Here is a 26,112-nt window from a genome sequence, read left to right on the forward strand (position 1 = left end):
AGTAGACTTACCGCATCCTGAAGGTCCTACGAAAATGATGAACTCTTTGTCTTCAATCTCTAAATTAAAATCTTTTACTGCCACAAATCCGTTGGGGTATTTCTTTACCACATTTTTGAGCTGCACACTTGCCATGCTGTTTCTCCTTCTATAAATATGATTTATGCTTTCTTTTCAGCAGAAAACCGGTATATGAATTCCAGGATTTTCGCATACTTATGCTAATAGTATTCTATCTACTTTCCCTCTTTCTGGCTATAGACTAAGTTTCCGAAAAAATGCTCCTAATTTTGTACAAGATAGAGTTCCTTTATTAAATAAATGTCAATCTGCCCAAAAAGAGAGGGGATTTTTAGCAGAATCCCCCCTCTTTGTTGCTAATCCTGATAAATTTTAAAAATTGCCGTTCTGGTGATTTTAATCTTTTTTTCCTTTAAAAGCTTGCCAATAGCCTTTTTAAAGGCGGCTTTTGACACGCCGAAGTCCTTTTTCACCTGCTCCGGATCCACGGTCTTATCCGTATAAGGGATATGTCCCTCAAACTTCTCCTCAATCAGCCGTTCAATCTGCTCTCCCAGCTTTTCATAACGGGAAGCATTTATTTCCTCCTGCGTCAAATGCTTGGCATCCTCTTTTTTCTTGGTATACATAGTACCTGCCAAACGCTCGGTCTTGTCCACATAAAGGTAAATCTCCACCTCCATATCCTTCTTTAAGGCATAACGCATCTCTCTGTGGGGCACCAAAATATCCTTCTCCAAGCCGATATCCACAAAGGCGCCGATGGTATTTACATCGCTGACCCGCAGTCTTCCGATTTCTCCTACTTCAAGATAAGGTTTTTTGGTGGTGGCAATTAACCTGTCCTTGGAATCCTTATACAAAAATACGGAAACCTCATCTCCTATGGTCTTCCCTTTGGGAACCTGACGGATGGGAAGAAGCACGCTGTCTCCTCCTTCCTCTCCCACAAAAACACCAAAATCCTTTTCCCTAAGAATCTTAAGCGTCTGGATTTTTCCTAATTTCAACATGGCAACATAACTCCTTATTCTGATTATAAAAGGCTACAACCGTTCTACCCTCTTCTATTGCTACCCTTGGGAAAATACTGTCCCCTAAAGTATAGGCCTTCACATATTCCGCCCGAATGGAATAAAATTCTCTCTTAGAATCGGCTTTCTCTACTCCTTCGGTGAAAAGAATAGCCGGATTTCCTGTACATTGGAAAATAACTTCCTCCGCCAAAGCAATGTACTTGGCGTTGTTCATGTGGTGGTTGGTATCCAGAAAATCCTGCACAACGGGAATGAGCTCTCCCTCCTGATAGCTTTCCGGAAAAGCAATTTTTCTTTGCAGGGGAGGCAAATGTAACACATCCTCCCGTTCCTTAAAGGGCGCAATCAATTCCTCCGTAATCTTTCCGGGACGTCCCTTCTCCAAATCAAAGCTGAACCACTCGCTGTCTGCTTTCACATAGAACTCTCTTGCTTCATTTTGAATCCAGAAATTCCTATAGGCGAAAATCCCCCGGAAATTGTGGGGAGACGTTCCGATGGAAAGCTTCTCATAGAGCTTAGGCAGGGCATATAGCTCAATATTCCAAGCACTCAAGAGCCATGCTCTATGCTTTTTCTGTAAAACTTCAATGGACATTCCCACATCATGAGAATGAAAGGTGGAACAATCCTGCAAAAGATTCACCACGGAAAACAGGCTCATTTCTCCCTTCTCCGTTACCTCGGAATAACGAACTCTCTCTTGAATCTCATACATCCTTTGCCACCCTTTCTTGATTTTCCCCTTAAAAGCTACTCTATCTCATTGAATCCGGACTCCCGTTCCTCACTATTTTATTACACAGCTCCGAAAATACCTTTTCCTTCTGTTTTATAGCTCCCCTCCGGAATTCTTTCTGCCCTATTCTACTCTATTTTTTTTATTCTGCATACAGTTTCTATCTTTCCTACAAAAAAAGAAGAGGTTCCCCTCTTCTTTCAGTATTCTTAAACGGACTCTGCGTATCCTGCCAACTTGGATGTGCAATGAGGACAACGAGTTGCCGCAATAGGAATCATAGTCTTGCAGTACTCACACTCTTTCTCTGTAGGTGCTGCTTCCGGCTCAGCCTTCTTTAACTTGTTCATCTGCTTAACGAAGACAAATACCACAAAAGCCATAATCAGGAAATTGATTACCGCAGTGATGAAGGAACCGTATGCCAATACCGCACCCTGCTCAACGGCCTCAGAGTAAACCTTGGTGGTCTGTCCTGCTAAAGGAATGAACATGTTTTCAAAGTCAATCTTTCCTGTAATCAAGGAAATCAATGGCATAATCAGGTCAGATACCAGCTTATTCACCAATGCGGTAAAAGCAGCACCGATAATCATGCCGACTGCCAAATCAATCATGTTTCCCTTTAAAGCAAATTCCTTAAACTCTTTTAAAAAACCCTTCATTTGTCTCTCCTTAAAATATAGAATCTCCCTTTTAGAACTTTACTCTATCCGTCCTAAAATCCTTCGCTACTCTAGTATAGAAGAGAGTTTTTGGCAAGTTCTATTTTCTGAAAATGACAATGTTTATTGTTTTTTTATTTTTATTCACTTATTAAGTCATTGCTTTTGCCGAGTTAATACTCATTTTTCTTCTTTTTGAGAAGAACCACCGCCGATAGCTCCTAGCTTTGTTGTCTCTTTTTGAGAAGAACCATCGCCCATAGTTCCTAGCTTTGTTTCCTCTTTTTGAGAAGAACTATCGCCTGAACTCCTAGTTCTGTTTCCTATTTAGTTCCAAAAAACACCAGGACCAGGAGAGGAACTTTAATAAAAGATACAAAAAGAAAAGATTCAAAATCAATCTCAGCGGATTCAAAGCGGTAGAGAAAAAAGGAGAAAAATTCAAGCTTCCCTGTTTTTGTATATAAAGATAGGTATAGGGAAAACCAATCCCTATTTGATTTCCCTTATCAGAAAAAGGCATAAAATAAGAGAGCAAGATTTCCAAGAAAAAAGCCAGACTCAAAGTGCTCTTAACACTTCTGTACAGCCATGGCTTTTGATTTTCTGTATTCATATTTTCCTCCTCCCAATCCTCTAAAACGAGATATCCCACGCTTTGCAAGGGATACTTGTTATGAATTATAAATAAGCTATTTTAACTATAGAATTGGAAGGAGATTTCGTCAAATGCTATTCCTCTTACATTTTTCTTTGCATTTTTAGTAATTTTATTCATTCCCAATCTTGCTGTTGTATAGGATCTAAATAATCTTTTTTCCGGCCTGATAAACGGCCTTCTGTTTTAAGTCCTTATCCACAATCAGATAATCCGCCTGCTTTCCTACCGTAATGCTGCCGTAGTCCTTCTCAATCCCCAAGGACCGGGCAGGGTTTAGGCTGGCTGCTGTAATAGCCTTTCTAAGAGGAATCTTCATTTCCTTTACCGCAGTACAAAGGCAGTCATAAACATTGGACACGGAGCCTGCCAATGCTCCGTTGGATGTCAGGGTACAGTGCTTTCCCTTCTTCTCCACTTCCTGCCCCCCAAGGTCATAAAGCCCGTCCGGCATTCCGGTGGAACGAAGGCTGTCACTGATAAGAATGACTCTATCCTCCCCCAAAGCCTCGAAGGCCAAACGCACCATGGCAGGATGCACATGAATGCCGTCCGTAATCAACTCTGCAAATACTTCCTTTTCCTCGATGGTAGCTCCCACAACTCCCGGATTTCTGTGATCCAGACCGGTCATGGCATTGAAAAGGTGTACCGCATGACTGGCTCCTGCCTGGTAGGCCTTCAAGGCTGTGGGGAAATCCGCATTGGTATGGGCAAGGGAAATCTTCACCCTCCCCCTCATTTTCGGAATAAAACGCTGGAAATCAGGATTCTCCTCCGGCGCCAAGCCCATATATTTTACCAGTCCTCCGGAGCAATGTAAGAAGCGCTCCGCAAGCTTTTCATCCCATTTCAAAATGTAATTGGGATTCTGCGCCCCCTTCTTCACCGGGCTGATAAAGGGGCCTTCCATATTGATGCCCAGGAGTCTGGCCTCTCCGATTTTTAAGCCTTCCTCATGGTATTCCTTCGCTAAGGAAAGGACCTTTTCCAAATCTTCCACAGCCAATGTCAGGGTTGCCGGACAAATGACGGTAATGCCGTGCTCCGCCTCATACTTTGCCAAAGTCTGCATGGCCTTTCTGGTACCATCACAAAAATCCTCTCCCAAACAGCCATGAAAATGAATGTCGATTAGTCCCGGCAGGAGAAAGTCCTCCGGACAGGAAAATGCTTCCTCTTCGGAAAGCTCCCTTTCTTTATGAATCGCAGAAAAGCGCCCGTCCTTCACTTCTACGGAAGCTAAAGTAAATTTTTTTTCTTCTGTAAAGATACAATATTTTTCCATCTTAAATCCTTCTCAAACAAGCACTATTTTTTCCAAAGCATGCACTGTTTTTTCAAGAGTTTGATAGCTTTCCTATGGGAATAAACTTTAACTCTTTTAAGCTTTTGATGATTAAACTTATGATTTTTGGGCTTTGGGGTTTTTAGGCTTTACTCTTCTGCCTGTTATGAAAATGCACATAAGCCCCCAGCAGTCCTGCCCTGTTTCCAAGGCTGGCCGCCAGCAAGCGGGTATTCTCCGCAACGATAGGCACTAAATGCTCCTGTAAGTGTCCCCAAATCTTAGGAAGCAGGATATCCTTCTGCTCCATAATGCCTCCCCCCAGCACAATACATTCCGGGTTAAAAGCATAACACAGATTACTTAGTCCAATGGACAGAGCATCACAAAGCCTATCCAACTCTTCCAGACAGATTTTATCTTCCTTTGCCACTTCCTCAAATATCCGCTTTCCGTTCCAAAGCTCTTCCGGCTCTCCCTTTCTGCTGGCTACTCTCTTCACTAAAGCAGAAGTAGAGGCCATACGCTGGAACATCCCACCGGGAATCTGCATATAGCCGATTTCCATGGCGGAATGGGAAGTGCCGTGATATACCTCTCCGTTTAGGATAAAGCTGCCGCCGATACCGGTGCCTATGGTAAGGCAAAGCATGGAACTTGCCCCTTTTCCGCTACCAAAGGAATATTCTCCAAGACCGGCGCACTTTACATCATTTTCCACCTCACAGGGAATGGAAAATGCAGTTTCTATCTCTTCCTTCCACTTTGTTCCTTTGTACTCCGGAATCTGGGGGCCTGCATGAATAATCTCTCCCTTTATCTCATCCACCATTCCTGCGGTGGAAATACAGATACCGGATAGAAGTGGCTCTGTTTTGGCTTCTGTTGTTCGCTCAGCTTTTGCATCTCCCTTTGTATCTGCTTGTGCCCCCTCCGGCGGATTTCCCTTTAATTCCGCTAATACTCTATGGATTTCTCCTTTTACATTTTCCAGAATAAAGGAACCGCCTTTTTGGGCCTCGGTGTCCTTTTCATAAGTAGAAAGGATTTCTCCCTTTTCTCCCAAAAGGGCATATTTTGTTTTGGTGCCTCCGATGTCCAGGGCAAAATATCGCTTTTCCATACTGCTACCTACTTTCCTTCTTCTGAAAAATAATCGGGAATCCACTTAGCCAGATGCTCCGCCAAGGCCTTGTGGGCATCGGGACTTAAATGCATATAGTCGTAGGGATAGTTTTCTACCCCGGGAATGTCCTGCGCCGAAAGGAAGGCACAGCCGGTACGCTTTGCCACCGCCTCATACAGAGGAATAATGGCCTTGGACTTTTCACAGCAGTCCTTTCCCATTTCATTTCCTACGATAGTGTCTTTGTATTCCGGGTCAATGGGGTAGGGGGCGATAATCAGAATTTTCGGCTTTTCTTCCGTAAAGGCTTCCTGAACAGATTGAGCCTTTCGGATTAAACGCTCCAAGCCTCTGGAGATATTTTCCGCAGTAGCGGAAAAGCGCTCCTTCACATCATTGGTGCCCAGCATAATAATCAAAAGAGAAACCGGCTCATGGGTAAGAAGGATGGGACGAATCATGCTCACGCCGGAAAGTCCTTCGTACAAGGGATCCTCAAAGACCGTGGTACGACCGGATAAGCCTTCCTCCCGTACCAGATACTCCTCTCCTAATAAATCCTGTAAAACCATGGGCCAGCGCACATGCTCGCTGAATCGTTTGCCGTTTTTATTGTTGTAACCGTGGGTGTTGGAATCTCCAAAACAAACAATGGTCTTTGCCCCTGCCATATTTCCTCCTTTAATTGCTTTCCTTTCATGCTGTTTATCTATAGCTGCTCCCGGGGGGAATGTCCCCTAAAAGCACTTTTAGCCTGCTCTGTAAAGTTTCCAGGAAACCCTACAAAGCAGGCAAATCTTTTATACGAAGCGCGCTACTGTCTCATCGATGACCTTGGCGGTCTTCTTTGCAATCTCCAAATCCGCCTCTGTTAAGGGACTTAACGGACTTCTTACAGAACCCACATTCAAACCCTTGCGAAGCTTCAGCACTTCCTTAATCATGGCATACATATTGCCGTGACCGCTGCAAAGCAGGGTAATGATTTCATTTACCGCAAACTGAATCTTTCTTGCTTCTTCCATACGGTTTTCCTTGAAAAGAGCATTCATCTTTAAGAAAAGCTCCGGCATAGCCCCATAGGTTCCGCCGATTCCGGCACAGGCTCCCATGCTTCTTCCCCCGATAAACTGCTCATCCGGGCCGTTGAAAACCACGAAGTCCTCTCCGCCCCAGGCCTTGTAATTCTGAATATCCTGAACAGGCATGGAGGAGTTCTTTACTCCGATGACTCTGGGATTCTTCTTCATTTCCATGAATAAATCCTTGGTAAGACTTACTCCTGCAAGCTGGGGGATATTGTAAATGATGAAGTCGGTGTTGGGTGCTGCCGCACTGATGGTATTCCAGTACTCCGCAATGCTGTAGCTAGGCAGACGGAAGTAAATGGGAGGAATGGAGGCAATGGCGTCTACTCCCAGACTTTCCGCGTGCTTAGCCAGCTCCACGGAGTCCTTGGTATTGTTGCAAGCCACATGGGCAATGATGCGAAGCTTTCCCTTGGCTTCCGCCATCACCGCTTCCAAAATCTGCTTTCTGTCCTCTACGGAAAGGTAAATGCATTCTCCGGAAGAACCGTTGACATATAAGCCCTGCACACCGGCTTCAATGAAATAACGAACTAAGGCCTTGGTTCTCTCTACAGACACCTCTCCATTATCCTCATAGCAGGCGTAAAAGGCCGGTAAAATTCCTTGAAATTTCTCTACATTTGTCATATCTATCTCCTTTTGCAGGCTAATACAAGCCTCTTGATATTTCAGTCGGCACAATAAACAGGATACTGTAAGAATCCCACCGGCTTACATTTACATTTTTATCCCTTAACGGCTCCCATGGCAATACCCTGGGTAAAATATCTTTGGAACATTAAGAATACAATCAAAATCGGGATAGCCGCCACCGCTGCTCCTGCCATGATGATACCGAAGTCTGTGGCATTTTCCGCCTGTAGCTTGGCAATTCCCAAAGAAATGGTTAAGTTCTCCGTACTGCTTAACATAATCAACTGCATGAAATAATCATTCCAGCTGTTGATAAAGGTAAAGATGGCCAAGGCACCGATTCCCGGCTTAATCATGGGAAGCACAATCTGGCTAAAGATTCTAGCTTCGGAGGCTCCGTCAATGCGGGAGGCTTCCAGCATTTCCCCGGGCACACCCTCGGAGAACTGCTTCATTAAGAACACGCCGAAGGGCCATCCCACGGTGGGGAAGATAACTGCCAAAAGGCTGTTGTAAAGCTTTAAAAAGGACATTTCCCGAATCAGCGGAATCAAAATTACCTGCTTGGGAAGAGCCATAGCGCAAACAATCAGGGTAAACAAAAGAGTTCTTCCTCTAAAACGTTTTTTTGCCAAGGCGTAGCCTGCCATAGAGGCGGTTACACAGGTTAAAATCATGGCGGATAAGGACATGAACACCGTGTTTAAAAGCCAACGTACCGCTCCCGGCACCTTCGGGCCTGTCATCAGCACAATATCCTTCCCTGTTCCGGAGAAGGCTCCGCTAAAGGGTATACTCAAGGTAAAGAGGGCGGTGGGCTGACGGGAAAAGAGCTTTTGGTAATTCAATAGTACCCACTCTTTTGGGAACCAGTCCGGGCTTGTGCCGTTGATAGACTGGGCGGTTTTAAAAGATCCTGTAATTATCCAGTATAAGGGAAAAAGAAAGAAAAAAGCCAGGAGAATTAGCAGGAACAGGCTAAGTAAGCTATAAAGATTTTTTGTCTTATGCATAAATTCCTCCTATTTTTCTTTTGCCAACTGGAACTGTAATGCAGAGAGTAAGGCAATGATAATCGCCAAAATCACACCCATAGCATTGCCGTAGCCGTAACGATAAAGCTTAAAGGCTGTGTAATAGATATAATACATTACCGTATCCGTACTGTGGTTCGGTCCACCGGAAGTCAAGAGCTGAATCAGGGCAAAGCACTGGAAGCTGTTGATGGTGGTAATAACCAGAATATACAGAGTAGTCGGCATAATCTGGGGCCATTTAATCTTCCAGAAGAGCTGAAGATTGGTGGCACCGTCTACGGAAGCCGCCTCCACCAGGGAATCATCCACATTTCCAAGAGCGGAAACATAGAGGACGATTGGCTGTCCCACGGATGTGGTAAATAAAATCAGAATAATACAGGGCAGAGCAAAACGGGCATCTCCCAGCCAGTTGATATTCTTCTCCAACACGCCGGTATGGGTTCCCACATAGTTGAACAAGCCATAGTAATTATGGAACATCCATTTCCATACCACGGTAACCGCTACGGAGCCTGTTACTACCGGCAGGTAGAAGATACAGCGGAAGGCGGAAAGTACCGGTCCCTTCATCTTATAAATGGCGGAGGCCACCCATAAGGAAAAAATCGCTACCGTCGGAACGGATACCAAAACGATGATTAAGGTATTTTTCAGTGCTTTTTGGAAAATGCTGTCTCCGAAAAGCTCTGTATAGTTTTTCAAACCGATAAACTGGTCTGCCACATTCTTTCCCATGGTGGCATCAAAGAAACTGGTATAGACGCACAAAATCATGGGAAAAATTACGAAGCCCAGAAAGAACACAAGGCTTGGCAATAAAAACAAATAGGCAGAGCGAGTTTCTCTTTGGGCTAAGATTTTGCTTCGATTGCTTTGTACGTAGTCCATTTTCTCTCCTCTAAAAAAAACTCCGGAGGCTTCCCGTCAAAGGGTGAGCCTTCCGGAGCCTATTCTTCTTCACAAATGTTTCGAATGATTCTCAAATACATTCTAAAACATTTTTATAAGCTTGCATGCTGGATAGCGCTACAAATTTATGCCTTTTATGCCTTTGCCGCTGCGTTAGCATTGGTCTGGAAAGTGGTTAATTCTGTTTTTACCTCTCCTCCCTGACCGATTCTCTGAAGCATGTTCCACCACTCTGTTCTGGCAGTTGCCCAGCCCGGAGTCACCTGATAGTAGTCTCCGAAGGAAGGCATGAACTTCTCTGTGAAAAGCTTCATAGTCTCTGCGTTCTCTGTTCCCTCATAAACGTCTGTAAGATCCTTGTGTACAGGGAAGAATCCTGTAGTCTGTACGGAAAGCTTTGCCTGTTCCGCATCGTTCGCCATGAAGCGGATAAATGCCTTTGCAGCCTTCACCTTGTTCTCGTCTCCGTTGTCGAAGATTCCGAAGCCCCAGATTCCTCCGCAAAGCTCTGCCTTTCCGTCCTTTGCAGGGAAAAGCATAGGAATGATTTCATCGCCGTTGTTGGTCTTTCCCGCTTCGCCGTTGTCCTTGTTGTTCTGCTGAGCAGAATTCCAGCAAAGAGACATTGCCAGGGTTCCGTTTCTGAAAAGGGTAATCTCATCTCCTCCAACCAAAGCCGGGTCAAAATTAATTCCCTCTGCCTTCACAAGCTCTTCTAAAGCCTGTGCATTCTCGGAAGAATCTACAGCATACTCGGTATGCTCCTTATTGGTAAACTTTCCGCCGTACAGGTTGTTTACCAAAGCTCTGGTTCCCTGGTCTCCGCCCTGTCCGCCGCAGTAAACTGCCGCAACATTTTCCTGACCCTTATCATGCAGAGCCTTCACAGCCTTGAAGAAATTCTCTGTAGTCCAGGTGTGGTTGTCCAAGTCAAGATACTGTAATGCATCTGCATTCTCGAAGGCAGTCTTGTTAATAGCCATGCAGTGTGCAATCATAGCCAAGGGATACTCGTAGTACTTTCCCTCGGAGGACTTACAAGCCTCTACTACGTTGGGATAAATATCCTTTGCCGCATCATCTTCAAAGAGATCCGCCAAATCCACCATCAATCCCTTTGCGCCCCAGTTTGCCACCAAACGCTCCGGTCCTTCCATAATCAGGTCGGGTGCCGCTTTTCCTTCGATAGCGGTATTTACCTGGTCGTCACCACTCTGGTAGTCCAGATACTCTACGGTAACATGGATATCCGGATACTTTGCGTTAAAATTCTGCAGCAAGGTATCTACGGAAGCGCTGTCGCCCCATTTTCCGATAGGATAGGTGTAGAGCTTTAAATCAGCCTTTAATGCCTCATCCTCGGAAGCTCCCTCGGCCTTCTCGGAAGCGGCCTCACTTGCCTTTCCGGATTCCGCCTTCTTCTCTGTCTCTGTCGTAGCCTTTGGTCCGCAAGCTGCCAAGCTGCTTGCCAGAAGCAGAGACGCTGCTCCCCATGCTAAGATTCTTTTCTTCATTGTTTCTCCTCCCATTCTTTGAGTGCCTCCACAAAGGGTACCGCAATCAGCTGCGGCCTTGTGATAATTGATCCAACAACTACCGCATAGGCGCCAAGCTCCATAACTCGTTTCGCCTTTGCCGGAGTGTTGATGTTGCCTTCGGCAATGACCGGATGCTTTACGCTCTCAATCATTTTCCGAAGAATCAGGAAATCGTCTGCCTCAATTCGATCTCCCTTAGACTGCTCTGTATAGCCCACCATAGTGGAGCCAATAAAGTCAAATCCCAGGCGATCCGCTTCTATGGCTTCTTCCACCGTGGAACAATCCGCCATAAATGCCTGATCCTTGTATTTGGCCTTTATTTCCCGGAAAAATTCTGCCAGGCTCTTTCCCCCCGGCCTTTTGGAAATGGTGGCATCAATCGCAATGATATCTACCCCTACTTCCATAAGTTCATCCACCTCTTTCATGGTGGGTGTGATATATACCTTCGAATCCTCGTAATCTCTCTTAACGATACCGATAACAGGAAGCTCCACTTCCTTCTTTATCTCCGCAATATCTTCTTTGGTGTTGGCCCGGATGCCTCCGGCCCCTGCCATCTTTGCCGCTCTGGCCATCCTTCCCATAATGAAGGAGGAATGTAAGGGCTCCTCCGGCAGCGCCTGACAAGATACAATGAGTTTACCCTTCAATCCCTTGATTCTCTCTGTCATGGAACACTCCTTTTTCCTGAAAAATTTTTTTATTCGTTCTTGAAGAAAAGTTATTTTTCTTCTTGTCCTTTCTTAAGTATAGTTTTAGATTTTTCAATTTCAACAAGAAAAAACTTGGCTTTCTCTATAAAATTCTTTCAATAAAGGCATTCATCTCTTCAAATCCTTTAACACTGCTTCCCTGAATCATCTCCTTCTGTCCCCCTCCCCGGAAGGACAATTTTTCTCCCAGTAGCTTTCCAAAGACTCGCATATCTTCTTCTCTGCTTCCTGCCACCAGGGAAAAGCCTTCTTCCTTTTTTCCAAGGCAAATGAGGGAAAGGGGAAGAGAGCGTCGCAGTCTGTCACAGATTTTTTGCAGGTCCTTCATCCCAAGATCGGAAAGATAGAGGAAGAGGTATTGATTCTTTCCGTAGTAGGAAAAGCAGCTATCCTTTAGAGGACTCCCTAGAAATAACGTTTTGGCCGGCCTTTCCGCCACTTCCCGGGCTACCTCAGTTCTTTCCGGCCTTTCCACTTCCCGGGCTTCCTCAGTTCTTTCCGGCCTTTCCGGCTTTTCTCCGTCCTCTATTCCTTTCCGTTGCTCTTCCAGCTCTTTCAATATCTTTTCTTCCAAAAGCCGGATTCCCGCCTCTAAAATTCCTCTTTTTTCTTCTTCCTTTTCAAAGATTTTCTCCTGCAAGCTCCGGAAGGCCTCCGGAATCTCTGTCCAAGGTCGGCTAAGGCTTTGGGCAAAGCCGGATAAGAGCTTTAGCTTTTTTTCCAAAGCAAGAAAGGCCAGCTCCCCCGCCAGCATGGTCAAGCGACAACCCTTTCTATGCTTTTCATAGGAAAGAATGGTAAATACGCCAATCTCCCCGGTGAAGCTAAGATGGGTTCCGCAACAGGCACAGGAATCCACCTCGGGAATTTCAATAATACGAATATCCCCCTCTAAAGCCTTCTTTTGTCGAAAAGAAATACTGTCCTCCTTTCTTTCCAAACTCGCATTTTCTTCTTCCCCTGCCAGATAAATTTCTCTTATGGGAAGATTTTTTCGAATGACGGTATTCACGCCCTGCTCCAGCTCCTCCAGTTCCTTCTCGCTAAATTCTCCGTCAAAATCCACGGTCATGTGGGGATTTTCCCCGAAACATTCCATATGGAAACCGCTGTTTTTATAGGGAAAACGCCTTGTCACAAGACCTGAAAAAATATGCTCTGCACTGTGGTTTTCCGACTGCCATCTTCGAAAATCCTCATCAAACTTACAAAGGACTTTTTCTCCCTTGGACAAATCCACTTCTACATACTGCCACAGCTCCCCTTCATTTTCCTCCACAAAGAGAAGCTCCGCCCCGGCAATGCTTCCTCTGTCACAGGGCTGCCCTCCTCCCTCCGGATAGAAGAAGGGTTCTGAAAGTCTATAGCAAAAAAGGGAAGAATAGCTTCCTCCCCGTTTTTTTACAAACTCTTCTTTTTCCTCTTCGGAAAGCTCCCGTTTTTCCACAATAAGAAGCTCTTTTTCCGCCTCTTTCCCTCTGACTCCTCTTTGATAATATAAGGCTTCTTTAATCATTTTATCCTCGTTAATTATTCTAAGAATAGCTATGAATTACTGCTTTTTGCTACTGCTAAGGCAAAAAGTTCGATACTTTCTCTTATCCTTCTTAAAGTACAGATTTCCACACTTTCTCTTATCCTTCTTAAAGTACAGATTTCGATACTTTCCCTTTTGCTTCTTAGATCAACCCTAAGTCCTTTAGGGTAAGGTAGATACCGTCCTCCCAAATGGGCTTTGCCACAATATCCGCCTTTTCTTTGATATAGGGAATGGCATTTCCTACTGCAACGCCAACATTTGCCCAAAGAAGCATTTCCTCATCATTAAAGCTGTCGCCGAAGGCAAGCGTCTTTTCTCTGGGAATCTGGTAAACCTCGGCGATTTTCTCTAAGCCCATAGCCTTGCTGTAGCCCTTTTCCAAAAGGTCGGCCCCGGTGTCTCTGCTAAAGGGAAAGACATTTAACTCCGGAAAATTCTTTCTAAGAGCCTCTGCCCCCTCTACGCCACCGCAATAACAGAGAGCAGAAACCTCTTCTTTTAAAAGTTCCTCCACCGGAGCGAAATTCCTGTCGCTTTCCTGCACAAAATTCAGGTCGTACTGTACCACCTGTTCCTCTTCCGTGAAATAATCCCTATCCTCTATGGCGGTTCCAAGAGCAATATGATGCTCCTTTCCGAAGCGAATCAATCGTTCCAGCAAATCCTTGGACATCACGCTATGCATCAAAACTTCCTGCTTCTCCAAGGGATCCAAAAGCACCTTGGTACCGTTCATCTGCACCAAAGCATGGGGAGCGATTTCTTTCAAATAGTCGTAAGAATAGCGATCATACATATTTCTGCCGGAAGCCAGCACCACAAGATAGCCATTTTCCTTTAGGCGTTCAATGGCTTCCAAGCTGGAGGGCGTGATGGCTCCCTTCTTATGGTCTAAGAGGGTATGGTCTAAGTCAAAGGCCACCATCCCCTTTTTCTTTTCTCTATTCTTAGAACAATTTACTTCTTCTCTCATCTTTCCCTATTTTCTCTATACTGTTTTCCGAATGATATATGCTGCTTTATCACTTCTAACGCAATCTGCCATAGCTTCAGCTATAGAAATAGTCAGAAAACCGCTTTAAATTCTTTTGCTTTCCTCACAGAAGGCACGAATCTTCTCCGCCATTTCCTTGGTGAAATCTTCCTTTTGAAAACGATAGCTCCAGTTACAGCCTAGAACGGAGGGCTTATTCACTCTGGCTTCCTTCCCCTTATGGCAATAATCCTGATAGGGGATAATCGCGGTGTTGGACCTGGAATTTAAAGTCAGTTTAATAAAAAAGTCCACATAATCCATAGCTAAAAGCTCTTCCACGGTTTTTCCCACATAGTCTGCCGCCATCTGTCGATCCGCATCTTCAATTTCCAGGAACCAGTCCTTTAAGACCTGATTATCGTGAGTTCCGGTATAGCAAACCGTATTTTCCGTCCAGGTATTGGGCCGATAATCTCCGCTTTCTCTGGAGTCAAAGGCAAATTCCAGAAGCTTCATCCCGGGGAAACCGCTGTCTTCCACCAGTTTTTTTACAGACTCTGTGACATAGCCCAAGTCTTCCGCAATCACCACCTGCTCTCCCAAAGCTTCTCTTAAAGCATGGAACAAGTCCATTCCCGGACCCTTCTCCCAGTGGCCCCTTTTCGCATTTTCATCCCCGTAAGGAATAGAATAATACTCATCAAATCCCCGGAAATGGTCAACTCTTACCACATCATAAAGAGTAAAGCAGTGCTTCATTCTGGAAATCCACCAGGCATAGCCTGTTTCCTTATGCTTCTCCCAGTCGTAGAGAGGATTTCCCCAAAGCTGTCCATTTTCCGCAAAGGCATCGGGAGGGCACCCTGCCACCGCCTTGGGTCTTCCCCCTTCCAGTTGGAACAGGGAGGGGTTGTCCAGCACATCGGAGGAATCCAGAGAAACATAGATGGGAATATCGCCAATCAGCTGAATCCCAAGGCTATTTACATAGGCCTTTAAGCTCAGCCACTGTTTTTGGAAAAAGTACTGGCAGGCTTCATGAAACTCCTTCGGATAAGGAAGCTTTCCTTCCATAAAACGGGCATAGGAAGAAAGCCAAAAGGAATTCTTCTCGCAGAAGTCCTGAAAAGCCTTCTTTTCTTCCTGCCCTGCTTCCGTCTCCAGCTTCTCGAAGAATCGATCCATGGCTTTCTTCAGGATAGGATAACGCTTTTCATAAAGCATACCGTAGTCAATTTGGCTTTCGGAGGCATTGGCAAGCGCAGCACAATCCGCTTCCGAAAGATAGCCCTCCTCCTGTAACTGCTCCAAGTCAATAAAATAGGGGTTTCCGGCAAAGGTGGAGAAGCTTTGGTAGGGGGAATCTCCATAGCCCGTTGGCCCTAAGGGAAGAATCTGCCAATAGCTCTGACCTGCCTCTTTTAAAAAGTCTGCAAAGGCTCTGGCCTCCTTGGAAAAAGAACCGATACCGTATTTTCCCGGCAAGGAAAATATAGGCATCAAAAGTCCCGCTCTTCTTCTGTCTAAAATTTTCTTCTCCATCCTACTCTCCTATTCTCATTGAATTGAATATCTTGCTTTCCGTTTTTTCTGCGATTTGAAATATTTTTTCTCATCGAAAAAAGCTTTACCTTATTATCATCTCTTATTCAAAATCGTCATTTTTCGCAATTGTATCACAGTAAATGCAACGATACTGTCTTTTTTGTCCCTGAATCCGCTTAAAGATGTGTGGCAGCTCCTGCTCTGTAGAGGTAATGCAACGGGGATTCTTACAATGTAATACGTTCTTTAAGGTATCCGGTAAAGACAGAGTAGCCTTGTTCACCCGTTTTCCGTCCTGAATGTAGTTTACGGTAATGCCCGGTCCGATATAGCCTAAGACGTTTAAGTCCAGGTCAATATTTTCCGCAATCTTTACAATGTCCTTCTGTCCCATTTTCTGAGAATGGCAGTTTTGAATCAAAGCCACCGGACTCTTTACACTGTCCAGCCCCAGATATTTGTATACCAGCATACTTTTTCCGGCTTTAATATGATCCAGTACAATTCCGTTTTCGATTCCGTCAATCTTCATCTTTTATCCTTTCTCTATATTAAAGAAGCTTAATGTACTTCCTATATCAAACATTTCAGTCATTTCCAATGATTATTCTTAAAGTTTTCTTTTCCAGTTCTCTTTTCAAGCTAGCTTTCAAGCTTCCATTTTCTTACTGATCCAATCCTAATAGATACAGAATCAATGCCATACGCATCTGCTTTCCGCAAAGCGTCTGGTAGAAATACTTGGCTCTTTCATCCTGATCAATCGCCACGGAAATCTCGTTTACACGGGGAAGGGGGTGAAGAATCGCCATATCCTTCTTGGCATTTTCCAGCTTCTCCTTGGTCAGGATGTAAATGTCCTTCAAACGAAGATAATCTTCCTCGTTAAAGAAACGCTCCTTCTGCACTCTGGTCATGTAGAGAATATCCAGTTCAGGAATAGAGCCTTCTAAGTCGGTGGTTTGGATAAATTCCGCTCCCTCTTCCTTCAGCTTTTCAATTTCGTACTCCGGAAGCTGTAGCTCCTCCGGGGAAATCAGAATATAGCGGTTATTGGGGTAACGAAGCATCGCATCAATCAGGGAGTGCACGGTACGGCCGAACTTTAAGTCTCCGCAAAGACCGATGGTTAAGCCGGAAAGCTCTCCTCTGCATCTCCGAATGGTTAAAAGGTCAGCCAAGGTCTGGGTGGGGTGAAAATGTCCGCCGTCTCCCGCATTGATAAAGGGTACGGAGGTATGATTTGCCGCTACCACCGGTGCTCCCTCCTTGGGATGCCGCATAGTAATAATGTCCGCATAGTTGGAGACGGTCTCAATGGTATCCGCTACACTTTCTCCCTTAGCCGCAGAGGAACTGCTGGCTCCGGCAAAGCCCAGAACGGATCCGCCTAATTCCAGCATAGCCGCCTCAAAGGAAAGTCTGGTTCTTGTGGAAGGCTCGAAGAATAGAGTCGCCAGCTTCTTATGCTTACATCTTTCCCAGTACTCTTCTTTGTTTTTCTCAATCTTATCCGCCAGATCCATCAAATGATCCAGCTCTTCAACGCTCAAATCCAAGATGTTAATAATACTACGATTTTCCTTTGCCATTTTCTTTCCTTTCCTATTTTTGCCTACAAACCATTGCGAAATCAGCTTTTCATCTTGTTTCTTCCGGAATATTTTCTTCAAGGAAAATTTCCTATAGAAAAAACTTTATGCCTCTCTCCAGGACTCATCGGAGGGGTTATCTCTGAAGCGAAGCAGCTTTTCCTGCTCTTCCTTCTCGATATAGCCCTGCTCCACCGCCACGGGAAGAAGGGCGTCCAAATCGCAAAGGGAGTGGTTTACTACCTTGGCTTCCGCCAGTCTGTCCTTTCCCTTCTGCATGCCATAGGTGAAAATGCTGACTATGCCCAGAACTTCCGCTCCATTTTCCTGTAAAACCTTTACGCAGTCCAGCACGGAGCCTCCGGTGGAAATCAAATCCTCCACCACCACAACCTTATCTCCCTTACTGAGCTTTCCTTCCACCTGATTCTGTCTTCCGTGATCCTTTGCGGAGCCACGAACATAGCCCATGGGAAGACCAAGAATTTCTGCGGTAATGGCTGCATGGGCGATTCCTGCGGTAGAGGTTCCGAACAGTGCCTCCGCCTCAGGAAACTCTTCCTTTACAAGCTCAGCTAAGCCCTCTTCGATTTGTCTTCTCACCTTAGGGAAAGACAGGGTCAGACGATTGTCACAGTAAATCGGAGAATGAATCCCTGATGCCCAGGTAAAAGGATCCTTCGGCCGTAAAAATACCGCCTGAATGGATAAAAGTCCCTTTGCAATCTCTTCTTTTCTTCCCATAATATCTCCTTTTCTATCTTATAAGCTTTTCTATATTTGATGTCTCACAATCTCTATCATGCTACGCTTGCGTTTTGGAAGCTAGGCATCACAGAACAGTCTTACTGCCTCTCGATAGCCTCCACCGTGCTTTGCACATTCCGGTGCTTAGGCATCACAAAACTGACGTACTGCCTCCCGATAGGCTTCCACCGGATTCTCCGCCTTGGTAATGGGCCGTCCCATGACGATATAGTCGGAGCCAACCTTCTTGGCCTCCTCCGGTGTCATGACACGCTTTTGGTCTCCCACTTCTCCTCCGGCAAAACGCACTCCGGGGGTAACCGTTAAGAAGTCTGCACCGATTCTTTCATGGATTTCCTTGGCTTCATGGGGGGAGCAAACCACTCCGTGAAGTCCTGCCGCCTTGGCATTTTCCCCGTAATGGAGTACCACTTCCTTCACGGTTTTCGGAATCAAAAGCTCCTCTTCCATCATTCTTTGGTCGGTGGAGGTAAGCTGGGTTACCGCAATCAGGATGGGTAAATGCTCTCCACCTGAAAGCCCTTCCAGACCCGCCTTCATCATTTGGATTCCTCCGGAAGCATGCACATTGGTCATATCCACTCCTAAGGCCTTCAGAGAAGCCATGCCTCCCTTTACGGTGTTGGGAATGTCGTGGAGCTTTAAATCCAGAAAAATAGAATGGCCACGCTTCTTAATCTGCCGTACAATCTCCGGTCCTTCGCTATAGAAAAGCTCCATCCCTACCTTCACATAGGGCTTCCGCTCTTCCTTCTGAAAGAGGTCTAAAAAGTCCAATGCCTCCTTCCCTGTCGGAAAGTCTAAAGCTACAATCACGTCTTTTCCCATGGTCTATCCTTTCTGTCTGACTTATCCAAAAGCTATATCTTCATTTCTTATCTCGCAAAACGAAAAAACTTTTTCTGTTAATCAATAATCCCGATAATATCCTGTAAGGCAGAAATCCCCAGCTCCTCGCAAAGAATGGGAAGATTCTCTAAAATATCCCGGCAAACATAGGGGTGTACCAGATTCTCCGCCCCGATTTCCACCGCACTGGCTCCCGCCATCATCATTTCGATTACATCTTCGGCGGAGGCAATGCCTCCCATGCCGATAATGGGAATCTGTACAGCCTTTCGCACCTGATACACCATCCTAAGAGCAATGGGGAAGACTGCCGGTCCGGAATATCCTCCCACCTTATTGGCTAAAACCGGTCTTCTTCTTTTTATATCAATCCGCATTCCCAAGAGGGTGTTGATTAAGGAAATGCCGTCCGCACCGGCTGCTTCCGCCGCCTTGGCCATCTCCGTAATATCCGTTACATTGGGGCTTAGTTTCATATAGACAGGCTTCTTGGTTTTTTCCTTTACCCGCTTACAAACCTCCGTCACATTTTTTGCGTCAGTTCCAAAGGCCATCCCGCCGTTATGCACATTGGGGCAGGAGATATTTACCTCTAAAAGCCCTACATTTTCCACCTTATCCATCTCCTCCGCAAGGATGGAAAACTCCTCGAAGGAGAAGCCGGAAATGTTGGCAATCAGCGGCTTATGGAATATCTTTTTTAAGGCGGGAAGCTCTTCTTCCACCACCACCTTAACCCCCGGATTTTGCAAGCCCACGGAATTCAACATTCCCATGGGGCACTCTGCAATACGGGGCAGGGCATTTCCTTCTCTCGGTTCCGCCGTAGTTCCCTTAAAGGAAATGGAGCCTAAAATATTTAAGTCATAGAGCGGCGCAAAGTCCTGTCCGAAGCCATAACAACCGGAGGCAGGAATCAAAGGGTTGTCCAACTCCAGCGAAGAGAGTTTTGTTCTTAAATCCACCATTTTTCTCCCCTCCTTACCATGCAATCTCATCATAGGAAAATACCGGTCCGTCCTTGCAAATCCGTTTCATCCCGGTCTTCATTTTCCTGCTGCAACCCATACAAGCGCCAAAACCGCAGCCCATTCTTTCCTCAAAGCTGAACTGTCCGTCCTTTACCCCTTGATACACCGCCTTTAGCATTGGCTCAGGCCCGCAGCACAGGGCATAGTCATGCTGTCCCAAAATGCTCGTTACAAAGCCCTTGGCTCCATAGGAGCCGTCTTCCGTGGTAATATTAATCGGTACGGATAAAGCACGGAACTCTTCCTCGAAGAAAACATCTTCCTTACTTCTAAATCCTAAAGCCACATAAGGGTGCTTCTTTTCCTGTACCAATTTTTTACAAAGGTAGTAAAGGGGAGGCACTCCTACCCCACCTCCACAAAGCACCGGATGATCCGGAACCCGGCTTAAGTCATAGCCGTTACCCAAACCGGTTAGAAGGGATAGATATTCCCCCTCTTCTTTATAGGAAAGAAGCTCTGTACCCTGTCCCAGTACCTTATAAATCAGTGTGAGCTGATCTCCCTCCACATCACAAACCGAAATGGGACGGCGAAGATATTTTCCCGGAATCTCCACTTCCACAAACTGCCCGGGTCTATGAATCGCCGAGCAATCTCCATCCAGCTTCAAAAGATATACATCCTTTGCAAGGGGACGATTCTCTAAAATCTTAAACTCCCGTTCTTTCATCTTCCCTCTTTTACTCCTTTACTCCCAAAACCTTGACGCAACTGTTTTTTGTAATTCCTTAATATTCCAAGGGCTTTCACTCAACTCTTCCGAAACAAGAGCTTAGTCCTCCAAGAAACCCTTTTCTCTATCATAAATCTCTTTCCCCTCATAAAAGGTCTTCACTACCTCCCCCTGTACCTCCATACCGGAGAAAAGAGTGCTTCTTCCCATGGAGTAAAACTTTTCCGGGTCTACCTGATAGACTTTCTCACAGTCCAGGATTGCAAGATCCGCTTCTTCTCCCTCTGCAATATACTTGGGTCCACGAATGGGGAAAAGCTCTCTTGGTTTGGTACACATGATTTCCATAAGTCTGTATAAAGAAATCGCACCATAAGCCTTTTTTCCGCCATCCTTGAAAAGCTCTTCCGTACTGCACTTTGCCTTTCTAAAATCCACCCGTTCCGGATCCTGATCCAAAGGGTTACGAAGCACCATATTGTGCAGCATGGAAGCAAAGGCAGTTTCCAATCCCACGATTCCGAAGGAAGAGCCATCTAAGCCCTTGGACTTTTCCTCCGCACTATGGGGGGCATGGTCTGTAATCAGGCAGTCCAGCACACCTTCCTGAATGCCTTTAATCAATGCCGCCCTGTCCTCCATACTGCGGATAGGCGGATTCATCTTCCAGGAACCATCCTCCTGTAAATCCTCATCGGTAAACATCAGATAATGAGGACCTGTCTCACCGGATACGGGCAGTCCTTTTTCCTTAGCCTTCTGAATAAGCGCCACGGATTCTTTGGTGGAAACATGGCAGATATGGTACTGGGCACCACTTTCCTCCGCCAGATGAATATCTCTTTCCACCTGCTTCCACTCTGAAGCACTGTTGATGCCGATGTAGCCATGAGCCTCTGCAAACATGCCCTCATGGATACAAGCGCCGGGTTTTAATTCCCTTTCATCCTCACAGTGGGCAATCACGGCCTTTCCCACCGCCTTTGCCTGAACCATGGCCTCCAGCATCAGCCAGTCATCCTGCATCCCCTTTCCGTCATCGGTAAAACCGATGACATAGGGAGCCAATTCCGCAATATCGGATAACTCCCCTCTTCCACTCTGATTTTTCGTTAAGCTTCCATAAGGATACACGGCAATGCAGGCATCCTCGTGAATTTTATCCATTTCCAAAGTCAAATTCTCTATATTTGAAGGAGGAGGATTTAAGTTCGGCATAGCGCAAACCGCCGTATAGCCACCATGGGCAGCCGCTCTGCATCCGCTCTTGATGGTCTCTTTATAAGAAAAACCGGGCTCCCGCAGATGTACATGTACATCCACGAAGCCCGGAACTATTAATTTTCCATCCACGTCATAAACGGTGGCACCTTCTTCGTCCATTTTAGAGAATTGAAGAAATAGTTTTCCCTCAGAAATCAAAAGATCAGCCTTTACGATTCCTTCCTTTTTGTAAACAAAGCCATTGCGAAGAACGATTTTATTCACCCTATCCTCCTTTTTCCTATCTCTACGTCCGACAGAGTATAGCAAAATTCCGAAGGTCTTGCAAGGGGAGATTCCGAGTTCCCGGTCTTCTTCTAAAAGGGGTAACAGCTTCTTATCTTCAACAAGTTAAACAGACTTCTACTCGTCCCAGCCCTCCTTAGGCATAAGGAACGCCAGCATGGTCTTCTCTTCTCCTTCTCCCAAAACAATGTCATCCAAATGGGTCTGTCTCGGAAAATCCATAGACTCCTCAGACTCCACTAGCAACCAGTTCACACCGGCATAACGAGCGTCCTCCAAGGCCTCTTCCTTTGTTTTTCCCTCGCCGTAGCAATCCTCCAAGTCAATTACATCCACTCTGTAGCCATCTTCTTTCTTCCGAATTACCGCAGGATAATAATATGTCATTCTAACCTCTTTCTATACTGGTGGGGCGTCTCTCCCATAATGCTCTTAAATATCTTGATAAAATTCCCTTGATTATGGAAACCGGTGGCTTTAGCCACATCCAAAACCTTATCCTCTCCCCCGGAGAGGATCTCCACCGCCTTTTCTACTCTGTAACGATTAATATATTCCAGCGGGGAAATCCCCACATTGTTTCCAAAAAAACGAGTAAAATACTGCTCGTTTAACTGGCATAGATTTGCCAAATCCCGAATATAAATCTTCTCCGCATAATGCTCACGAATATATTCAATACTATTTTTAATAAACAGCACCTGCTTTTCCTCTTCCACCAAACGCCTTTCCGAAATCATCCCCATACCTTCCATAATGGCAAAGAGCTGCAACAAGCCCCCCTTAACCATCATGTGGTCTGCCAGTCTCTCCAGACGATAGGAATTGCTGGAGGAAACAGAGCTTTCTTTCTTCCCGTGCTGGTGAAACAGCTTGTAAATTTCCGAAAAGCCCTGTACCATCTCCAAAAATCCCAAATGAGACAGGCTGATTTCTTTAGGAAAAAAGTGTTCTTCTTTTCTTAATTCCCTGAAAAATCCCTGCTCCAGAATATCCTCCTCCGAAAAGCAGAAATCCTCTAAACGGAAACATAAAGAATGCTCCACAGCCTTCTCTGAAGTAGCATACAAGCGATGGACACAGCCCTTGGGAATCAAAAACAAACATTCCTCTTCGATATTGATTTCTTTCAAATTGAGATAGAGCTGAAAGCTCCCTTCTTGAAAATAAATCAGCTCATAATAATCATGCCAGTCCGCCTCAACTTTTAAGCTTTCTTCTTTGGTGCTGACACTGGTATAAAGCCTTGGCAGCGGATACTCCCTGGGAATGGAGCTGTGTTTTTTTGTTCTTTGCATAGCACCTCTCCTCTTTTGGAATATCACAGTTTGCAATCCGGTAGAATAAAAAAATAAGCAGTTACATTCTACCATAGGGGAAAACTTTCCGCCATAGAAAAGCAGAGTTCTCTATAGGCAAAAAGACTAATTTTATAGGCCAAACTCTGAAAGTAAGCTTTCTAAATATAACTTGTCCCCTGCAGCTTTTTTGATGTCCTCCACCCTGCCCTTCTCGGCAAGGATTCCCATAAGAAGAGCCATCCTTTGCTTTCCACTCTCAACGCCTTTTTCCATTCCTTTTTCCATGCCTTCTTCAATACCTTCCCGAAATGCTTTTTGTCTGTATTGCTCTAACACTAAATTCATTTTTTGCTCTCCTTTCTTATCCAAGCGCCTTGATTTCAGCAAAGCTACTCTTTTCGATAAAATTTTAGATTGCATTTCCTCAGGATTCTCTCGATGAAAGTCTTTGGCAAGATTCCCTAAGGTATTATCCTGTTTGCAATCTGTATTAAAATATAGGATATGGGAACCATCCTGAAAATCAGCTCCTATTTCCTCTATCTTCCTCTCGATATGATAAAGCTGTTTCTTTGCTTTGAAAATATCCTTATCTGTAATGAATATAATATAGCTTTCGGGTAAATGCGTAAAGTCCTCCCCCTTTCCCAAATAATGAATATCCAACAGCCCGGCATGATATCTGGCTCTTTTAGGTCCGGCATCATGGGACGAATTTTGAATTTCTATATTATACAAATTCCCCTGATCATCTTCACAAAAGCAATCCAGGAGCAAAGAATGACCGTACAAATTAGGAAGGTCTTTTTGTACATACTGCTTTTTCACTTTTAAACTCTTTTTATTCATTAGAACTTGTAAAACATATTCCGTGCAAGACTTTTCCTCAAATACAAGTCTCATGAAAATATCATCCATTAAGGTGAAGGATTCTATGGTTTTGCGTTTTTCCAAGTCCTCCATATCTTTCTTGTCTGTATGATGAAAGTTTGAGTTTTTAGCTGATTGAGTCATAAAGGGAAGCTCCTTTCTGTGATAGATTTTCAGAAGATGAAAAGAATATAAAGTTAATGATTTTAGATAAATAAATCGTTTAATTAAGATTATCAGAATAAAAATAAGATAGTTAAAATGATGAGAAAAGCTTCTTTCCCTATTATAAAACAAGTATGATAAAATACCTATTATCCACATTCGGATATTATCCATTAACGGATATGAGAGCTGCAATCCAAGCTCGATTTATTCAATAAATCCTTAATTTTTATATATTCAAGGAGACCATTATGCCCATCGGAAAAATCAGTTTATGTGCCACCCCCATCGGCAATCTGGAGGACATCAGCTTTCGGGTGCTTCGCACCCTGAAAGAAGCGGATCTTATCGCCGCTGAGGATACCAGAAACTCCATCAAGCTTTTAAATCATTTTGAGATTAAAACTCCCATGACCGCCTACCATGAGTTTAATAAGGTGGAAAAGGCAAGGGAATTAATTGCACAATGCTTAGAGGGAAAACATATTGCCCTAATTACCGATGCGGGAACCCCCTGTATCTCCGACCCGGGAGAAGAACTGGTAAAACAGGCAGTTGAGCAAGGAATCCCTGTAGAAAGTCTTCCGGGAGCTGCTGCCTTCGTGCTGACCTTAAGCCTTTCCGCCCTCTCTACCAGACGCTTTTGCTTCGAAGCCTTTCTTCCCACAGAAAAGGCCAACAAAAAAGAGCGGCAACGACTACTCTCCCAATTAAAGGACGAGGAACGAACAATCCTTCTCTATGAGGCTCCCCATCATTTGCGAAAAACCTTGGAAGACCTTAGAGAAGCCTTCGGGGAAAATAGAAAAATTACCCTAGCAAGAGAGCTAACCAAAAAGTATGAAGAACTTCTTTATCTTGACTTAGACCGAGCAATAGAGAGATATCAGGAAGAAGAACCCAGAGGAGAATTTGCTCTTGCTATAGAAGGAAAGTCTTTAGAAAAGAAAAAGGAAGAGGCTAAGGCCCAATGGGAAGAGCTGTCCATGGAAGAACACTTGCAGGAATACCTGGATAAGGGACTGTCAGAAAAGGAAGCTATGAAAATGGTGGCGAAGGATAGGGGCATCGGAAAAAGAGAGGTGTACCAATATTTAAAGGCCGGTGACTAGAATTTCTAAAAATCATCTAAAAAACAGATAGCTCACTGGCAATTTATTCTTTTTCCCTGTAGACTGGGCTGTGCAACATAATGAGACTAGAAAGGAAAGAAAAATGATTAGTGCAAGAAACCATTTTCATGGAATTGTAAAGGAAATTCGTAAGGGTGCCGTAAACGGTATCGTAAAGCTGGAAACTCCCGGGGGAAACCGTGTCAGCTCCACCATCTCTATGGAAGCTATCGAGGATTTAAAGCTTGCCGAAGGCAAGAAGGCTTGTATCTTCGTAAAAGCCACCGAAGTAATGCTGGCTAACGATAATCTGAAAATTTCCGCAAGAAATCAGTGGAAAGGTACTGTAAAGGAGATTAAGGAAGGCGCAGTGAACGCCATCGTGAAGCTGGAGATTGAGGAAGGCGTAACCATCACTTCCACCATCTCTTTAGAGGCTGTTAAAGATCTTGGCTTAACAGTAGGGGCCAAGGCCGTTGCCATTGTGAAGTCTACCTCCGTAATGCTTGGAGAAGAATAAAACGAGGCTATAAAAAACGAATATTAAAAACTATTTTTTATGCAGTATAGGTCTGAAAAAGGGGTAGTCTGAGCCCGCCGGTACTTGCGAAAAACAAGAGCAACGCAGTTTTTCGCTTAGTACCGATGTGTGGCGAAGCTAGCGAGAGCGTGCCCCGACTTCAGACCTATACTGCATAATTAACTTTTCAATAT

26 protein-coding genes and 1 pseudogene are annotated in these 26,112 nt (G+C 44.9%); 2 read left to right on the forward strand and 25 right to left on the reverse strand.

The window, feature by feature from the left end:
* The 25 genes and pseudogenes from RYL27_RS11445 to RYL27_RS01855 form a co-directional block, all read right to left on the reverse strand.
* A pseudogene (locus RYL27_RS11445) lies at positions 1–135 on the reverse strand (sugar ABC transporter ATP-binding protein); the annotation flags it as partial.
* Between the two features lie 242 nt (positions 136–377).
* Positions 378–1,034, reverse strand: a complete 657-nt coding sequence (locus RYL27_RS01740; RefSeq protein WP_183684539.1) for a S1-like domain-containing RNA-binding protein — start codon at positions 1,032–1,034, stop codon at positions 378–380.
* Positions 1,003–1,776: an acyl-[acyl-carrier-protein] thioesterase gene (locus RYL27_RS01745; RefSeq protein WP_314964815.1), complete on the reverse strand. Its 774-nt coding sequence runs from the start codon at positions 1,774–1,776 to the stop codon at positions 1,003–1,005. Before RYL27_RS01745 ends, RYL27_RS01740 begins: the two co-directional genes overlap by 32 nt.
* A gap of 230 nt (positions 1,777–2,006) precedes the next feature.
* Positions 2,007–2,462 carry a large conductance mechanosensitive channel protein MscL gene (gene mscL, locus RYL27_RS01750; RefSeq protein ID WP_314328778.1) on the reverse strand — a complete coding sequence of 152 codons (456 nt, stop codon included), beginning with the start codon at positions 2,460–2,462 and terminating at the stop codon, positions 2,007–2,009.
* Positions 2,463–3,265: 803 nt separating this feature from the next.
* Entirely contained in the window at positions 3,266–4,408 is a 1,143-nt protein-coding gene (gene nagA / locus RYL27_RS01755; RefSeq protein WP_314964817.1) for an N-acetylglucosamine-6-phosphate deacetylase, read from the reverse strand.
* 142 nt (positions 4,409–4,550) lie between these two features.
* Positions 4,551–5,531, reverse strand: coding sequence for an ROK family protein (locus RYL27_RS01760; protein ID WP_308579991.1), 981 nt, complete (start codon positions 5,529–5,531; stop codon positions 4,551–4,553).
* 8 nt (positions 5,532–5,539) lie between these two features.
* Positions 5,540–6,205, reverse strand: coding sequence for a GDSL-type esterase/lipase family protein (locus RYL27_RS01765; protein ID WP_314964820.1), 666 nt, complete (start codon positions 6,203–6,205; stop codon positions 5,540–5,542).
* Between the two features lie 129 nt (positions 6,206–6,334).
* Positions 6,335–7,252, reverse strand: a complete 918-nt coding sequence (locus RYL27_RS01770; RefSeq protein ID WP_314964822.1) for a dihydrodipicolinate synthase family protein — start codon at positions 7,250–7,252, stop codon at positions 6,335–6,337.
* Between the two features lie 98 nt (positions 7,253–7,350).
* A complete protein-coding gene (locus tag RYL27_RS01775; RefSeq protein ID WP_007156777.1) occupies positions 7,351–8,271 on the reverse strand; it encodes a carbohydrate ABC transporter permease in 921 nt (306 codons plus the stop codon).
* A 9-nt stretch (positions 8,272–8,280) separates the two neighbouring features.
* Positions 8,281–9,186 carry a carbohydrate ABC transporter permease gene (locus RYL27_RS01780; RefSeq protein WP_308579994.1) on the reverse strand — a complete coding sequence of 302 codons (906 nt, stop codon included), beginning with the start codon at positions 9,184–9,186 and terminating at the stop codon, positions 8,281–8,283.
* A gap of 155 nt (positions 9,187–9,341) precedes the next feature.
* A complete protein-coding gene (locus tag RYL27_RS01785; protein ID WP_314833732.1) occupies positions 9,342–10,721 on the reverse strand; it encodes an extracellular solute-binding protein in 1,380 nt (459 codons plus the stop codon).
* Complete coding sequence (locus tag RYL27_RS01790) at positions 10,718–11,422, reverse strand: N-acetylmannosamine-6-phosphate 2-epimerase (protein WP_314346604.1); 705 nt, start codon at positions 11,420–11,422, stop codon at positions 10,718–10,720. Before RYL27_RS01790 ends, RYL27_RS01785 begins: the two co-directional genes overlap by 4 nt.
* A 124-nt stretch (positions 11,423–11,546) precedes the next feature.
* A complete protein-coding gene (locus RYL27_RS01795) occupies positions 11,547–12,980 on the reverse strand; it encodes a DHHA1 domain-containing protein (protein ID WP_314964825.1) in 1,434 nt (477 codons plus the stop codon).
* A 163-nt stretch (positions 12,981–13,143) separates the two neighbouring features.
* Positions 13,144–13,977, reverse strand: a complete 834-nt coding sequence (locus RYL27_RS01800; protein WP_314964827.1) for an HAD family hydrolase — start codon at positions 13,975–13,977, stop codon at positions 13,144–13,146.
* Between the two features lie 105 nt (positions 13,978–14,082).
* Positions 14,083–15,522 carry a 4-alpha-glucanotransferase gene (locus RYL27_RS01805; RefSeq protein ID WP_314964830.1) on the reverse strand — a complete coding sequence of 480 codons (1,440 nt, stop codon included), beginning with the start codon at positions 15,520–15,522 and terminating at the stop codon, positions 14,083–14,085.
* Positions 15,523–15,625: 103 nt separating this feature from the next.
* Positions 15,626–16,057 (reverse strand): aspartate carbamoyltransferase regulatory subunit, encoded by a 432-nt coding sequence (locus tag RYL27_RS01810; protein WP_007156785.1) that lies wholly within the window; start codon positions 16,055–16,057, stop codon positions 15,626–15,628.
* Positions 16,058–16,190: 133 nt separating this feature from the next.
* Positions 16,191–17,117, reverse strand: coding sequence for an aspartate carbamoyltransferase (gene pyrB, locus RYL27_RS01815; RefSeq protein WP_314344361.1), 927 nt, complete (start codon positions 17,115–17,117; stop codon positions 16,191–16,193).
* Between the two features lie 105 nt (positions 17,118–17,222).
* On the reverse strand, positions 17,223–17,861 hold the full coding sequence (gene pyrE, locus RYL27_RS01820) for an orotate phosphoribosyltransferase (protein WP_007156787.1): 639 nt from the start codon (positions 17,859–17,861) through the stop codon (positions 17,223–17,225).
* Positions 17,862–18,008: 147 nt separating this feature from the next.
* Positions 18,009–18,713 (reverse strand): orotidine-5'-phosphate decarboxylase, encoded by a 705-nt coding sequence (gene pyrF, locus RYL27_RS01825; protein WP_314328789.1) that lies wholly within the window; start codon positions 18,711–18,713, stop codon positions 18,009–18,011.
* 77 nt (positions 18,714–18,790) lie between these two features.
* Positions 18,791–19,702, reverse strand: coding sequence for a dihydroorotate dehydrogenase (locus tag RYL27_RS01830; protein WP_314964833.1), 912 nt, complete (start codon positions 19,700–19,702; stop codon positions 18,791–18,793).
* 13 nt (positions 19,703–19,715) lie between these two features.
* Positions 19,716–20,438, reverse strand: a complete 723-nt coding sequence (locus tag RYL27_RS01835; RefSeq protein ID WP_314833556.1) for a dihydroorotate dehydrogenase electron transfer subunit — start codon at positions 20,436–20,438, stop codon at positions 19,716–19,718.
* 102 nt (positions 20,439–20,540) lie between these two features.
* Positions 20,541–21,929 (reverse strand): dihydroorotase, encoded by a 1,389-nt coding sequence (locus tag RYL27_RS01840; RefSeq protein WP_314964835.1) that lies wholly within the window; start codon positions 21,927–21,929, stop codon positions 20,541–20,543.
* A 138-nt stretch (positions 21,930–22,067) separates the two neighbouring features.
* Complete coding sequence (locus RYL27_RS01845; protein ID WP_007156792.1) at positions 22,068–22,337, reverse strand: type II toxin-antitoxin system HicB family antitoxin; 270 nt, start codon at positions 22,335–22,337, stop codon at positions 22,068–22,070.
* Positions 22,334–23,248: an AraC family transcriptional regulator gene (locus RYL27_RS01850; RefSeq protein WP_156778116.1), complete on the reverse strand. Its 915-nt coding sequence runs from the start codon at positions 23,246–23,248 to the stop codon at positions 22,334–22,336. The genes RYL27_RS01845 and RYL27_RS01850 overlap by 4 nt, the downstream gene beginning before the upstream one ends.
* Before the next feature lie 132 nt (positions 23,249–23,380).
* Positions 23,381–24,265, reverse strand: a complete 885-nt coding sequence (locus RYL27_RS01855; protein ID WP_156778117.1) for an Rpn family recombination-promoting nuclease/putative transposase — start codon at positions 24,263–24,265, stop codon at positions 23,381–23,383.
* A 272-nt stretch (positions 24,266–24,537) separates the two neighbouring features.
* On the opposite strand from RYL27_RS01855, the gene rsmI reads away from it, so the two are divergent.
* Positions 24,538–25,398 carry a 16S rRNA (cytidine(1402)-2'-O)-methyltransferase gene (gene rsmI / locus RYL27_RS01860; protein ID WP_183684558.1) on the forward strand — a complete coding sequence of 287 codons (861 nt, stop codon included), beginning with the start codon at positions 24,538–24,540 and terminating at the stop codon, positions 25,396–25,398.
* A 103-nt stretch (positions 25,399–25,501) separates the two neighbouring features.
* Entirely contained in the window at positions 25,502–25,918 is a 417-nt protein-coding gene (locus RYL27_RS01865) for a TOBE domain-containing protein (RefSeq protein ID WP_314344344.1), read from the forward strand.
* Positions 25,919–26,112: the final 194 nt, after the last annotated feature.

This window comes from Oribacterium sinus, from assembly GCF_963537195.1.
In the GTDB taxonomy this organism is placed as follows: domain Bacteria; phylum Bacillota; class Clostridia; order Lachnospirales; family Lachnospiraceae; genus Oribacterium; species Oribacterium sinus_A.

Bases quoted from the DNA above. Each gene is read 5' to 3' on its own strand.
- RYL27_RS01770 (WP_314964822.1), bottom strand. From the start codon at position 7,252: ATGACAAATGTAGAGAAATTTCAAGGAATTTTACCGGCCTTTTACGCC.
- RYL27_RS01795 (WP_314964825.1), bottom strand. From the start codon at position 12,980: ATGATTAAAGAAGCCTTATATTATCAAAGAGGAGTCAGAGGGAAAGAG.
- RYL27_RS01785 (WP_314833732.1), bottom strand. From the start codon at position 10,721: ATGAAGAAAAGAATCTTAGCATGGGGAGCAGCGTCTCTGCTTCTGGCA.
- RYL27_RS01855 (WP_156778117.1), bottom strand. From the start codon at position 24,265: ATGACTCAATCAGCTAAAAACTCAAACTTTCATCATACAGACAAGAAA.
- RYL27_RS01850 (WP_156778116.1), bottom strand. From the start codon at position 23,248: ATGCAAAGAACAAAAAAACACAGCTCCATTCCCAGGGAGTATCCGCTG.
- RYL27_RS01810 (WP_007156785.1), bottom strand. From the start codon at position 16,057: ATGAAGATTGACGGAATCGAAAACGGAATTGTACTGGATCATATTAAA.
- RYL27_RS01865 (WP_314344344.1), top strand. From the start codon at position 25,502: ATGATTAGTGCAAGAAACCATTTTCATGGAATTGTAAAGGAAATTCGT.
- RYL27_RS01830 (WP_314964833.1), bottom strand. From the start codon at position 19,702: ATGGTGGATTTAAGAACAAAACTCTCTTCGCTGGAGTTGGACAACCCT.
- RYL27_RS01805 (WP_314964830.1), bottom strand. From the start codon at position 15,522: ATGGAGAAGAAAATTTTAGACAGAAGAAGAGCGGGACTTTTGATGCCT.
- RYL27_RS01775 (WP_007156777.1), bottom strand. From the start codon at position 8,271: ATGCATAAGACAAAAAATCTTTATAGCTTACTTAGCCTGTTCCTGCTA.
- RYL27_RS01845 (WP_007156792.1), bottom strand. From the start codon at position 22,337: ATGACATATTATTATCCTGCGGTAATTCGGAAGAAAGAAGATGGCTAC.
- RYL27_RS01765 (WP_314964820.1), bottom strand. From the start codon at position 6,205: ATGGCAGGGGCAAAGACCATTGTTTGTTTTGGAGATTCCAACACCCAC.
- pyrB (WP_314344361.1), bottom strand. From the start codon at position 17,117: ATGGCAAAGGAAAATCGTAGTATTATTAACATCTTGGATTTGAGCGTT.
- rsmI (WP_183684558.1), top strand. From the start codon at position 24,538: ATGCCCATCGGAAAAATCAGTTTATGTGCCACCCCCATCGGCAATCTG.
- RYL27_RS01745 (WP_314964815.1), bottom strand. From the start codon at position 1,776: ATGTATGAGATTCAAGAGAGAGTTCGTTATTCCGAGGTAACGGAGAAG.
- RYL27_RS01760 (WP_308579991.1), bottom strand. From the start codon at position 5,531: ATGGAAAAGCGATATTTTGCCCTGGACATCGGAGGCACCAAAACAAAA.
- pyrE (WP_007156787.1), bottom strand. From the start codon at position 17,861: ATGGGAAGAAAAGAAGAGATTGCAAAGGGACTTTTATCCATTCAGGCG.
- RYL27_RS01835 (WP_314833556.1), bottom strand. From the start codon at position 20,438: ATGAAAGAACGGGAGTTTAAGATTTTAGAGAATCGTCCCCTTGCAAAG.
- RYL27_RS01780 (WP_308579994.1), bottom strand. From the start codon at position 9,186: ATGGACTACGTACAAAGCAATCGAAGCAAAATCTTAGCCCAAAGAGAA.
- RYL27_RS01800 (WP_314964827.1), bottom strand. From the start codon at position 13,977: ATGAGAGAAGAAGTAAATTGTTCTAAGAATAGAGAAAAGAAAAAGGGG.
- nagA (WP_314964817.1), bottom strand. From the start codon at position 4,408: ATGGAAAAATATTGTATCTTTACAGAAGAAAAAAAATTTACTTTAGCT.
- RYL27_RS01790 (WP_314346604.1), bottom strand. From the start codon at position 11,422: ATGACAGAGAGAATCAAGGGATTGAAGGGTAAACTCATTGTATCTTGT.
- mscL (WP_314328778.1), bottom strand. From the start codon at position 2,462: ATGAAGGGTTTTTTAAAAGAGTTTAAGGAATTTGCTTTAAAGGGAAAC.
- RYL27_RS01740 (WP_183684539.1), bottom strand. From the start codon at position 1,034: ATGTTGAAATTAGGAAAAATCCAGACGCTTAAGATTCTTAGGGAAAAG.
- pyrF (WP_314328789.1), bottom strand. From the start codon at position 18,713: ATGGGAAAAGACGTGATTGTAGCTTTAGACTTTCCGACAGGGAAGGAG.